Source organism: Mucisphaera sp. (assembly GCF_965279675.1).
Classification (GTDB): domain Bacteria; phylum Planctomycetota; class Phycisphaerae; order Phycisphaerales; family Phycisphaeraceae; genus Mucisphaera.
In genome coordinates, this window is the sequence record NZ_CBDIIJ010000002.1 from 1468419 (window position 1) to 1480789 (window position 12371).

13 protein-coding genes are annotated in these 12371 nt (G+C 64.1%); all 13 read left to right on the forward strand.

Annotation, left to right across the window (positions count from 1 at the left end; translation table 11 throughout):
• Positions 1-11 precede the first annotated feature (11 nt).
• The 13 genes from ACQZAB_RS06405 (at position 12) to ACQZAB_RS06465 (ending at position 12346) form a co-directional block, all read left to right on the forward strand.
• On the forward strand, positions 12-473 hold the full coding sequence (locus ACQZAB_RS06405) for a bis(5'-nucleosyl)-tetraphosphatase (protein WP_428388123.1): 462 nt from the start codon (positions 12-14) through the stop codon (positions 471-473).
• Between the two features lie 187 nt (positions 474-660).
• Positions 661-1149 (forward strand): type II secretion system protein, encoded by a 489-nt coding sequence (locus tag ACQZAB_RS06410; RefSeq protein WP_428388125.1) that lies wholly within the window; start codon positions 661-663, stop codon positions 1147-1149.
• Between the two features lie 119 nt (positions 1150-1268).
• Entirely contained in the window at positions 1269-1577 is a 309-nt protein-coding gene (locus tag ACQZAB_RS06415) for a hypothetical protein (RefSeq protein ID WP_428388127.1), read from the forward strand.
• Positions 1561-2625 carry a hypothetical protein gene (locus ACQZAB_RS06420; protein WP_428388128.1) on the forward strand — a complete coding sequence of 355 codons (1065 nt, stop codon included), beginning with the start codon at positions 1561-1563 and terminating at the stop codon, positions 2623-2625. Before ACQZAB_RS06415 ends, ACQZAB_RS06420 begins: the two co-directional genes overlap by 17 nt.
• Entirely contained in the window at positions 2622-3260 is a 639-nt protein-coding gene (locus ACQZAB_RS06425; protein WP_428388130.1) for a hypothetical protein, read from the forward strand. Before ACQZAB_RS06420 ends, ACQZAB_RS06425 begins: the two co-directional genes overlap by 4 nt.
• Positions 3257-3823 (forward strand): type 4a pilus biogenesis protein PilO, encoded by a 567-nt coding sequence (pilO, locus tag ACQZAB_RS06430; protein ID WP_428388132.1) that lies wholly within the window; start codon positions 3257-3259, stop codon positions 3821-3823. Before ACQZAB_RS06425 ends, pilO begins: the two co-directional genes overlap by 4 nt.
• Positions 3820-4362, forward strand: a complete 543-nt coding sequence (locus ACQZAB_RS06435; protein WP_428388134.1) for a hypothetical protein — start codon at positions 3820-3822, stop codon at positions 4360-4362. Before pilO ends, ACQZAB_RS06435 begins: the two co-directional genes overlap by 4 nt.
• 19 nt (positions 4363-4381) lie before the next feature.
• A complete protein-coding gene (locus ACQZAB_RS06440; RefSeq protein ID WP_428388137.1) occupies positions 4382-6532 on the forward strand; it encodes a type II secretion system protein GspD in 2151 nt (716 codons plus the stop codon).
• On the forward strand, positions 6529-7776 hold the full coding sequence (locus ACQZAB_RS06445) for a tetratricopeptide repeat protein (RefSeq protein WP_428388139.1): 1248 nt from the start codon (positions 6529-6531) through the stop codon (positions 7774-7776). Before ACQZAB_RS06440 ends, ACQZAB_RS06445 begins: the two co-directional genes overlap by 4 nt.
• Before the next feature lie 23 nt (positions 7777-7799).
• Complete coding sequence (locus ACQZAB_RS06450) at positions 7800-8990, forward strand: HD domain-containing phosphohydrolase (RefSeq protein ID WP_428388141.1); 1191 nt, start codon at positions 7800-7802, stop codon at positions 8988-8990.
• A gap of 9 nt (positions 8991-8999) precedes the next feature.
• Positions 9000-9347: an STAS domain-containing protein gene (locus tag ACQZAB_RS06455; RefSeq protein WP_428388143.1), complete on the forward strand. Its 348-nt coding sequence runs from the start codon at positions 9000-9002 to the stop codon at positions 9345-9347.
• The gene (locus ACQZAB_RS06460; RefSeq protein WP_428388145.1) at positions 9344-11083 is read left to right on the forward strand and encodes a GspE/PulE family protein; all 1740 of its coding nucleotides are present in this window, start codon (positions 9344-9346) and stop codon (positions 11081-11083) included. The genes ACQZAB_RS06455 and ACQZAB_RS06460 overlap by 4 nt, the downstream gene beginning before the upstream one ends.
• A gap of 24 nt (positions 11084-11107) precedes the next feature.
• A complete protein-coding gene (locus tag ACQZAB_RS06465) occupies positions 11108-12346 on the forward strand; it encodes a type II secretion system F family protein (protein WP_428388147.1) in 1239 nt (412 codons plus the stop codon).
• Positions 12347-12371 lie beyond the last annotated feature (25 nt).

Below are 12371 nucleotides of genomic sequence, written 5' to 3' on the forward strand. Positions count from 1 at the left end.
CCCTGCAACCCATGGACAACGACCACTCCTGCGGTGTCATCCCCGTCTACCAGACGCCCAACAACCACGCCCGCCAGTACCTCCTCGTCCAGCACAAAGCCGGACACTGGGGCTTTCCCAAAGGCCATCCCGAAAAAAACGAGTCCGAACTGCAAACCGCCACCCGCGAACTCCACGAAGAAACCGGACTCACCGCCCACCACCTCCTCGAAGACCGACTCTTCACCGAACGCTACATCTTCCGCAAACGCTCCGGCAAGGTCGTCGACAAAACCGTCACCTACTTCATCGGCTTTGTCCCCGAACCCACCTTCGCCATCCAGGAAGAAGAACTCCAGAACGCCGCCTGGGGCGACCTCCAGACCACCCTCGACCTTATGAGCTTCGACGAGGGCCGAAAACTCCTTCTCGAAGTCGATGCCTTCCTCGATCGCGAAACAGCCAACTCCCCCAACTCCCCCAACTCCGCCTGAATCGCCCCATCTCTTACAACCCTCCCGGGCCCGCCAAACCCAACCACAGCTGGCCAACACCGCCACTTTTGTTTGTCGCGCCTCATGGCTCCCGGCACCCGCTCCGATCTCATATCCGGACCGAGACAGTCTCGGCAAACAGCAAACACCGCGACGCCAACATCGCAGTCAGCCACGGGAGATCCTCATGCACACAGCACGCCATCACCTCAGCCGGGGCTTCACCCTTGTTGAGATCCTCATCGTTGTTGTCATCCTCGGCATCCTCGCCGCCGTCGTCATCCCTCAGTTCTCCGACGCCGCCGAAACCGCCAAGGCCTCAAGCATGGTCTCCCAGCTACAGACCGTCCGCTCGCAACTCGAGCTCTACATGATCCAGCACAACGGCAGCTACCCGGACCTCGGCAGCAACTGGAACCAGATGACACAGACCACCGATATCAACGGTGCCGCCGCCGGCTCCGACTTCGGTCCCTACCTCCAGAAGTCACCCATCAACCCCTTCGAAAACAGCTCCACCGTCAACCAGGGCGACGGCACCCTCGGCACCGCCGCACAGGGCGTTGGCTGGGTCTACAACGACGACACCGGCCAGATCAAGGCCGTCGTCTCCTCCAGCAAGGCAGCCTCGCTCTCGCTAAGCGACGAAGACGTCGCCACCTACACCTCCGACTGATAACCAACCCGATAACCCATCCCCGCCAGGCGGCCGGCTTCCCATAAGCCGGCCGCTTCCTTTTTATCCCCCAGCCCCACCCAAGACCCCACCCCAACCAGCCGATACCACCGGAGCAGATGCGACAGATCCCACAGGAGAAATCCGCCTTGAACCCCGAAAGCTCCGTCCATCCTGCCTGGTGGCTCAGCCTCGGAGCCGTCGCCATCACCGCATGGGTCATCTGGTCCGGCTCCGGCCACCGCCCCATGCCCGCCACCGCCCAGGCCGTGACCAACCCCGCCGAACAACGACTCGAACTCATCGAGGAAGTCCGCGCACTACGCGAAGCCGTCCTCCGACTCGAACAGCGACTCGACAAGGGTATCACCGTCAGACACGCCGAAGAACGATCCAACGCGAGGAGGAACCATGCCCCTCCTCAGTAAGCACAGCCCCATCGGCATCGACCTTGCCGACGACCGCGTCCAGCTCACCCAACTGAAGACAACCTCCAAAGGCCTCTCCCTCCTCGCCTTCGGCGGCTGGTCCTGGAGCCAGGCGCCCCACGGCCCCGTCGATCACGACGACGTGCCCCAGCAGGCTCGCCTCATCGCCGAGGTCATCAGCGAAGGTAAATTCAAAGGCCGCGACATCGTCGTCCGCGTCCCCGACAGCCTCCTCCGCCTGAAGAACGTCCGCATCCCACCCATCCCCGATGAAGACCTCCCCGCAGCCTGTAGATGGGAAGCCTCCGAACGATTCCAGCTCGACCCCGAGCAGTCCACCATCCGCTTCTACGACACCGGACAGGTCCAGCAGGCAGGTGAAGCCAAGCGCGAAGTCATCCTACTCGCAGCGCCCACCCCACCCCTCCTCCAGCTCGCCGAAGAGCTCGACAGGAACGGACTCAGAATCCGATCCTTCGACCCCACACCCGAGCTCCTCTCACGCTTCCAGCATGTCATCGAAGCCAACGGCATCACCACACCCGACGAGATCGAAAGACCAAGACTCATCGTCCACGTCGGCCCCAGCCACACCTGGGTCCTCATCTCCGAAAAACAGCAGGTCGTCTTCCTCAGGCAGATGCCCTTCGGCGTCAACGACTTCGACAAACCCGTCACACCCGACGCCAGTCCAGAGACCGATCACGGCACCTACGGCCTCCGCGTCCCCATCGACCGCGAAGAGGCCGAAGCCAAATCCCCCCTCAAGCAGATCGACCTCCCCAACGAGATCGCACTCTGCCTCCGCTACCACGGCGTCACCTTCCCCGGAAAACGCCCGGACACCGCATGGCTCATCGCACCAGAATCACTCGCTAAACAACTCGCACCACAGATCGCCAGCCGAGCCTCCGTCAAGGTCATGCTCCCGAGCGAGTTCGATCTCCGTCTCCCGGAACTCTACGACGCCATCGGAAGGCCACTCGCCTCCATGGCCTCATCCATCGGCCTCGCCATGAACTGGCCAGGAGGGAAGCTCGCCGCATGAGCACCCAATCTCCCTCCATGAATTTCCTGCCCGACGCGTACCGCGCCTCGCGACGCCGACGCACCATGCGCCGCATCGAGATCATCAGCATCATCATCCTCACCGGATGCTTCGGACTCGCATGGGGAGAACTCTGGCAGCAACGCGAACAACTCGCTAACCGCGTCACCCAGGCCGAAACCCAGGCAGCCAGAGCCTTCCAGCTGCGCAACGAACTCGCCGAGCTCGAAGCCCAGCGAGCCCAGCTCTACAACCAGTCAGCCCTCTACCGAACCCTCGAACCGCCCCTGCGCGCCGCCCAGACACTCCGCATCCTCGCCCACACCCTGCCCGAAGCCGTCGGACTCGTCGACCTCTCGCTCACCCACACCTCCGGGGCCGACCAGAAACTCACCATCGACCTCCGCGCCCTCTGCACCGACGACCGACAGGTCGCCGCCGCCGTCGCCGCGCTCGCCACACACCCACTCTTCACCGAGATCGAAGTCCAGTCCGTCGGACCCGTCGAAACCGACGACGCCTCGCTCCGGGAACTCAGCCTCCTGGCCCACATCGACCTCAACCGAAAACTCGCCTTCGTCACACCCGACCACGACGACAACCCGCAAACCGCCGCCGTGGAGACCGGACCATGAACCCGCAAACCCTCAAGGAAGCCTGGCGTCTCCTGCTCGCAGCACCCGTGCTCGCGCTGCTCTTCGTCGTCGCCGCCTACCTCCCGCACCGAGCCGAGTCCCACCAACTCAACCAACGCCTCGACGACGCCACCGCCGCCGAGGCCTCCGTGACTAGCCTCGAACAGCAAGTCCAGCGCGCCACCCGCGCCGTCGATGACCTCACCGCCAACTACTACGAACGCAGCCACGGACTCGTCCCGGACAAAGACCCCATGCCCGAGGTCCTCGGCTGGATAGGCGAGATCACGCGCATCCACAACGCCCTGCAACCCGAACTCAACACGCTCGGTGAAAACCGCGGAGACGGCTACCGCACCAAACGCTTCCGGCTCCGCTTCAGCGCCACGTTCCATCAGGCCTTCGAGGTCCTCAGCGACATCGAAAAACTCCCGTATCTCGTCACCGCCGAGGACATCCGCTTCACCCACAACGGCCCCGACGAACCACTCGACATCGAACTCACCTTCAAAACCTACGCCACCCACAAACCCGCCCCCGCCACGCAGGAGGGCTCACCATGAAGCCCTGGCTCGACGAAATCCTCAAGCGCTACCGCGCCGAGCCCACCAAGGTCACCATCCTCGCCGGCATGACCGTCTTCGGCATGCTCCTCTGGGGACGACTCCTGCTCAAAGACCCGCCCCGCGTCGTCACCGCAGAACCGGAGACGCAGGCCGTTGCCGTCGAATCCGCCAGCCCACAGCCAACACCACCAGCACGCGCCCTGCCCGAAGGACCCACCGTCACAGTCACCGTCCCAGAATATCGACCCCGAAACATCTTCCAGGAACCCCAGCTCACGCCAGCCCCCGAATCCGACCAGCCCGTACCACAGGTACAACCCCAAACCTCCGATACATCGCTCAGAAACACCGTCCGTAACCAGGCCATGGAACTCAACCTCCAGGCCATCATCCTCGGACGTGAACCAAAGGCCGTCATCAACGGCCAGTACGTAGGACCCGGCGACGCGATCGACGGCTTCACCCTTCGAACACTCGAACGCCGTCACGCCGAACTCGAAATGCAAGGCGTCATCGTCAGGCTCGGACTGCCCTGACCCGACGAGGAAAGCTGCCATGAAGCACAAGAAACACGACGCAAACCCCACCGCACCCACGACCACTGCCGCACTCATCCTCTCACTCTGGATGCCGGCATGGGCCCAGCCCGTCGCCGAAGCACCCGACGCCGATGAGCCCATCGTCGAACTCATCGACCTCACCGATCAACAGGGCGACAACAGCCGCAACGCCGAAATCCTCGAAGTCGGAGCCTTTGGCGAAATCGACCTATCTGTCCAGGACCTCGAAGTCTCCTCCGTCCTCAACCTCCTCTCCGAACAGTCGCGACGCAACATCGTCGCCAGCCCCAACGTCCGCGGAACCATCTCCGCCAACCTCTTCGGCGTCACCTTCGACGAAGCCCTCGAAGGCGTCCTCGTCGGCAACGGCTTCCGCTACACCGAACGCGGTAACTTCATCTACGTCTACACCGCCGAGGAAATGGCCGAGATCCAGAGCGCCGCCGCCGCACCCGTCACACGCATCATCCGACTCAACTTCCTCAGCGCCACCGACGCCCAGGCCTTCGCCGAACCACTCCTCTCAGAGTCAGGCGTCATCGCCATCTCCTCCGAAGTCCCCGAAGGCTTCGAAGCCTCTATCTCCGATGGCGGCGCCAACACCTTCTCACACTCAGACACCCTCATCGTCCGCGACCTCCCCGACCGCGCCGATGAAATCGTCGCCCTCCTCCAGGAACTCGACCGCAAACCCGAACAGGTCATGATCGAGGTCACCATCCTCCAGGCAAGACTCGGAGAGAACAACGCTTTCGGCGTCGACTTCGCCATCCTCACCGACCTCTCCCTCGCCGACGCCGCCACACCCCTCGGAGCCGTCAACGAACTCATCTCCGGAACCCTCACCGGCGACTCCGGCACCGCCATCGCCAGCACCGCCGGCAACACAAGACTCGGCGAGTCCAGCCTCAAGCTAGGCGTCATCGGTGGCGACGCCGCCGTCTTCGTCCGTGCCCTCGAAACCATCACCGACACCACCGTCGTCGCCACACCCAAAGTCGTCGTCCTCAACCGCCAACGCGCCACCATCGACGCCACCGAACAACTCCCCTTCATCTCAACCACCGAGACCGAAGTCTCCAGCACCCAGACCATCGAGACCATCGACGTCGGCACCCAACTCTACGTCCGACCCTTCGTCTCCTCCGACGGCTACGTCCGACTCGAACTCAACCCCGTCCTCTCCGAAGGCAACACCGAGGTCAGCCCCCTCGGCGTCATCCTACCCAACACCTCACGCCAGGAACTACAGACCAACGTCATGGTCCGCTCCGGACAGACCGTCGTCCTCGGTGGCCTCTTCACCGAAGACACCACCTCCTCCACCAATCAGGTCCCGTTCCTCGGCCGCATCCCCATCCTCGGCAACGCCTTCCGAGGCACCGACGACTCCTCCGACCGACTCGAGATCATCTTCCTTATCAAGCCCACCATCGTCCGCGACCAGGCCCTCGCCAAAGCCGGCGAAGCCGCACGCGAAGGCATCGAACGCATCCGCCTCGGTGCCCGCTCCGGCCTCCTGCCCAACTCACGCATCCGCATGCTCCGCTCACACCTCGCCGACGCCCAACGCTTCGCCCGCGCCGGCAACACCAGCAAGGCACTCTGGCACACCAACATCGCCTTGTCACTCGAACCCACCTCCGCCGAAGCCCTCAGCCTCAAGAGCCAGCTCGTCGGTAGCGAACTCCACGCCACCGAACGCGGGCTCCTCCAGGGACCCATCGAACGCGTCCTCCAGCAGGCCATCAAAGACTTCAACGAGTCCAACCCCGCCCCGGCACCTCCACCCGCCGTCACCGAACCTCTCGTCGCACCCAAGCCCGAGACCGAGGCCGACACCATCGCCGACCTCCCCATCCCCACCCCGACACCAACCCCCGGCAACCAGGCCGCTGCCAACCAGTCCATCAACCTCTCCGCCGACGACATCCTCGAACAGGCCAGCAGCCTCGCAACCGAGATCCTCAGCGACCAGCCCCACGTCCCGGCACCACCCACCGAAGCCACCAACGCCGACTGGGTCAACGTCATGATCAACCAGCTCCTCGAAGTCCGTGGCACCGCCCAAAGCGGGCTCTGGACCCTCCAGCAGCCAGACGCCCAGAACCAGCAGGCACAGGCCGACACCGAGGAAACACCATGAACAACCACACACCAGCCCTCAACACACGGGGCGGAGTGGGAAGAAAGAGACGGGCCGCCCAGAGGCTGACGCTGTTCCTTAGCGTCAGCCTCCTGGTCGGACTCGCCGCCGGCTGCCAATCCAACGCAGCGATGGAAGCCCACAAGTCCCAGGCCGACGACCGCTGGTGGTCCCTCCGAGGCAACATGATCCTCGAACAGGCCAACCAGCACTTCGAGAACGAAGACCTCGCACAGGCCGAAGCCGCCCTCAACGAAGCCGCCCGCATCGATCCCGATAACCCAGGCGTCATGACCCTCGCCGGCCGCATCGCCATCGAACGCGGCGAACTCGAACGCGCCGCCCTCACCCTCAGAACCGCCGCCGATATCGACCCCGAAGCCGCCGAGCCTCACTACCTACTCGCCATCATCGAACAGCGCTGGCAACGACGCCAGGCCGCCCGCGACCGCTACGAGCAGGCCGCCAAACTCGACCCCGACAACCCCGAGTACCTCCTCGCCCTCGCCGAAGCCGAAGTCGCCCTCGGCCAGCACAAGGCCGCCATCAACCGCCTCGCCGCTAACCTCGACTACTTCGCCCAGCACGCCGAGCTTCACCACTCGCTTGGCCAGATCATGCTCCTGACCAACCAGACCGACGAGGCCATCGAACACCTCCGCCACGCCGCATCCCTCGAACCCGATCGCATCACATACCAGACCGAGCTCGCCATCCAGCTCTCAAAAACCGGCGAGCACGACGAGGCCATCACGCACCTCGCCACCCTCATCGCTCGTCCCGAACTCGCCGATCGACTCGACCTTCAGCGAGCCCTCGCCCACGCCTACGAACAGGCCGGCCGCTACGCCGAAGCCCGCCGCACCTACCGGCAGCTCGCCCGTGTCCCCAATCCCGACATCAAAGACCTCCTGAGCCTCGCAAACACCAGCTACCACCTCCGCGACCTCGACAGCGCCGAAGCCGCCGCGGCCCGAGCCCACGAGATCCAGCCCAACAACCCGCAGGCACTCATCGCGCTCGGCCTCGCCGCCGTCCACCGCAACAACCACGCTCGCGCCCTCGCATGGTTCGAGGCCGCCACACGCGCCAGACAGGCACCGGCCGAAGCCTGGGCCCTCTACGGCATCCAGCTCGACCGACTCGGACGAACCACCGAAGCCCGCAGCGCCTACGAGCAGGCCTACATCCTCAATCCCAACGACCCCCAGATCCGCCAGCTCCACAACGCAAGACGCTCCTGAGCCCAGCCAACCAGCCACTCCCGATGAGCACCGCACCCCCGCCCATCCCCGATCAGCCCTCGAACCCGGAGACACAGAGCCTCCGGGCCGAGATCATCGCCACCCGACGCGAACTCGCCGGCACCTACGAAGAGCTCAGCCTCATCGACCGCATCGCCAGCCACGTCGAACACGCCGAGTCCGCCGAACCCGTCCTCGATGAAGCCATCGGCGACCTCGCCGAAGTCGCCAGACTCCGACTCGTCGCCCTCGCCCTCGCCGACGACCAGCCCCGGCTCACGTCCCTCCGTGGCAAAATCTACTTCCCCCCAGACGCCGTCAACAAGATCAAGGCCATCAGAGCCGCCGCCAAACCACTGCTCCGACAGGCCGTCCACCACAAGCACGCCTGGCTCATGAACCTCTGCGAAAACCCGGAAACACACGAGCTCGCCTCGCTCGGCACCCACGCCGTCGCCATCCCCATCCGACACCGAGGCACCACCATCGGCGTGCTCTTTGGCGTCGAACGATTCGACCACCAGCCACTCGACACCACCGACCTCGCTCGCTTCGAATCCCTCGCCGCCAGCCTCTCCATCGTCATCCACAACACCATCCTCTTCGCCGAGATGAGCGCCATGTTCCTCGGAACCCTCCGCGCTCTCTCCGCGTCGATCGACGCCAAGGACAACTACACCCACGGACACTCCAACCGCGTCGCCCTCCTCACTCGGCAACTCGCCGACCACCTCAGAACCGAACCACGCCAGGCCGAACGCCTCTACCTCTCAGCACTCGTCCACGACCTCGGCAAAATCGGCGTCCCCGAAAGCATCCTCACCAAGCAAGGAAGACTCACCGACACCGAGTACGAGGCCATCAAGAAACACCCGCAGATCGGTGCCCGTATCCTCGCTGACATCGAATCGATGACCGACCTTCTCCCAGGCGTCCTCTCGCACCACGAACGATGGGCCGGAGGCGGATACCCCCAGGGCCTCAGCGGCAACGCCATCCCCTTCCAGGGACGAGTCATCGCACTCGCCGACAGCTTCGACGCCATGCGCTCCAAACGAAGCTACCGAAACGCCATGACCCACCAGCAGGCACTCAATCAAATCTCAGAGAACGCCGGGACCCAGTTCGATCCTCAACTCGCCGACGCCTTCCTCAAACTCGATTTCACCAACTACAACAACCAACTAGAGCAAACCCACAGACAAGCCGCCTGACCCCGAGCCATGAAGATCAAACGCCAACAACAACAACAAGACCTCGGCATCATCGCACTCATAGGCGATCCCGACCCCAACGACGCCGACAGACTCCGAAGAGAGGCCAAAGACCACCTCGGCCACCACGGCCGCGACATCATCATCGACCTCAACCAGGCCCGCGGCCTCAACTCCCGAACACTCGAAACCCTCCTGGCTATCCAGGAGGAAGTCAGCGAACACCTTGGCCGCCTCATCCTCGCCAACACACCCGCCGTCGTCGAACAGATCCTCCACGTCACACGACTCAACCAGCGCTTCGAGCAGGTCCCCACCCTCGACGACGCCGTCGCCAGACTCAGGGAGGCGGCATGAGCCAGATACCACCCCACACAGAAAACGCCGCACCCAAACGCGTCCGCATCGGCGACATCCTCCTGGCCAAGCAGCTCGTCACCCAGGACCAGATCAACGCCGCACTCGAACACCAACGCTCCGAAGGCCGCGGCAAACTCCTCGGCCAGGTGCTCATCGAGCTCGGCATGGTCACCGAGCAGCAGACCCTCGAAGCCGTCGCCGACGCCCTCGATATCCCCTTCGCCAGGCTCGGCCCAGGCATTGTCGACACCGCCCTAAGCGACCTGCTCCCCGCCAAGTTCCTCGCCGAGCAGATCGCCGCGCCCCTCTTCCAGATCAACGGCCTCCTCACCCTCGCCGTCAACGAACCTACCGACGTCTTCCTCATCGAGGAGGTCGAACGCATCACCCAGTCCGCCGTCCAGATCGTCGTCGCCACCAGCGAAGACATCCGCGACGCCCAACGACTCCTCACCGTCGGGACCATGACCACCTCCGTCGACGACATCGTCCGGGGAAGCGAGTTCACCGACGACATCGCCGACGCCGACATCGCCGACATCACCGAAGACGACATCACCGCCGGCAGCTCGCCCGTCATCAAGCTCGTCAACCACGTCCTCTACCAGGCCATCCGCGAACGAGCCTCCGACATCCACATCGAGCCAGGCGACAAATCGCTCCGCGTCCGCTTCCGGGTTGATGGACGACTCGACCAACGCATGACCCCACCCGCCGGCATGCTCGCGCCCATCGCCAGCCGCATCAAAATCATGGCCGGCATGGACATCTCCGAGAAACGCATCCCCCAGGATGGCGGCATCTCCATCCACTGCGACGGCCGCGCCGTCGACCTCCGCGTCTCCACCATGCCCGGACGCTATGGCGAGAAAATCGTCATCCGAATCATCGACGCCTCCAACGCCCTCGTCGAACTCGAGTCCCTCGGCCTCAGCCCGAACATGCTCAGACGCTACCTCGATGTCGTCCAGCAGCCCAACGGCATCGTCCTCGTCACAGGACCCACCGGCTCCGGCAAATCCACCACCCTCTACGCCACCCTCCGACAGGTCGTCGACCCTACACGCAACGTCTCCACCGTCGAAGACCCGGTCGAGTACGGCGTCGAAGGCGTCAACCAGTTCCAGGTCAACGACAAAACCGGCTTCACCTTCTCATCCGCTCTCCGGGCCCTCCTCCGACAGGACCCCGATGTCATCATGGTCGGCGAGATCCGCGACGCAGAAACCGCACGCATCGCCACCCAGGCCGCACTCACCGGACACCTCGTCCTCTCAACCCTCCACACCAACGACGCACCCGCCGCCATCACACGCCTCGTCAACATAGGCGTCGAACCCTACCTCATCGCCGCCTCCGTCCGCGCCGTCATGGCTCAGCGACTCGTCCGCAGACTCTGCATCAACTGCCGCGAACCCGGACCACCCACCGACGACGAAAAACGCTTCTTCGACCGCATCGGCGGACCCGTCGCCAACCTCACCGAAGTCCAGCACGCCGTCGGATGCTCCCAGTGCTTCGACACCGGCTACCGAGGACGACTCGGCATCTACGAGCTCTACACCCCCTCCGACGAAGCACTCGACGCCGTCTGCCGCGGAGCCTCCCTCCAGGAACTCCGCCAAATTGCGTCCGCCAGCAACGACTACATCAGCCTCAGAGACGACGGCATCGACAAAGTCGTCGAGGGACACACCACCATCCAGGAACTGCTCACCGCCACCGCGCTCTAAGCAAGCGCCAGCGAGACAAACGCCATGCCCGCGTTCAGCTTCAAAGCAAGAACCGCCAACGGACAGCTCGACCTCGGCGTCCTCGAGGCCGCCAGCCTCACCGACGCCGGCGCCAGACTCCGCCAGCGTGGCCTCTTCCCCATCAACATCCAGCCCTCAAAGACCAAACCCACCGAGCAAAGCTCCTCAAGCGCCGCAGCAGCCCCCACCGACCGGACCACCGTCAAGCGATCCGACGTCATCCTCTTCGCGCACGAACTCGCCATCCTCCTCGACGCTGGCGTCTCCATCCGCGACGCCCTCGACGCCGTCGCCGACCAGGCCACCGGCGCTAACATGCGCGCCATCCTCGCCGACATCGGCCAGCGCGTGCAGGCCGGAGCCACGCTCTCCGAAAGCCTCCAGCGATACCCCGCCGCCTTCCCCAAACTCATGATCTCCCTCATCCAGGCCTCCGAAGCCTCCGGCACGCTCTCGGAGATGCTCGAACGTGTCAGCCTCTACCTCGAACAGGAACAGAAGATCCAGCGAACCGTCCGCTCCGCCATGACCTACCCCGTCGTCATGTTCGTCGCCACGTTCGCCATCACCAGCTTCCTGATCGGCTTCGTCCTCCCACGCTTCGCCTCCATCTACGCCAGCCGCGGAGCTGACTTGCCCCTGCCCACACAACTCCTCCTCAACATCAGCTACGCCGTCACCAACTTCTGGCCGCACATGCTCGCCGCAGCCATCGCCACCACTGTCGCCAGCTTCATCTTCTTCTTCAGAACACAGCCCGGCAAACGCGCGATCGATACCGCCAAGCTGCGCCTCCCCCTCATCGGCCCCCTCTTCAACAAGCTCTACCTCACCCGCTCCTTCCGAACCATGAGCGTCATGATCGACGCCGGCGTCCCGCTCCTCGACCTCATCGCCATCACCCGAGAAGTCACCACCAACCACCACATGGCCAAACTCTGGGACGACGTCGCCGACAAAGTCCAGCAAGGCGGCGCCATCTCCACCGTCCTCAACGAATCACCCCTCATCCCCAAACCCGTCTCCCAGATGATCGCCTCAGGAGAACGCGCCGGCCGCGTCTCCGATGTCATGAAACGAGCCGCCTCACGAGCCGAAGACGAGTTCGAACAAGGCGTCAAAGCCATGACCCAGTTCGTCGAACCCGCCATGATCGCCGTCCTCGGCATCGTCATCGGCTTCGTCGCCATCGCCCTCCTCCTTCCCATCTTCTCTGTAGGCAAAGTCGTCTCCGGCGGCTAAACCCAAGCCTCCAACAACCCTCCCA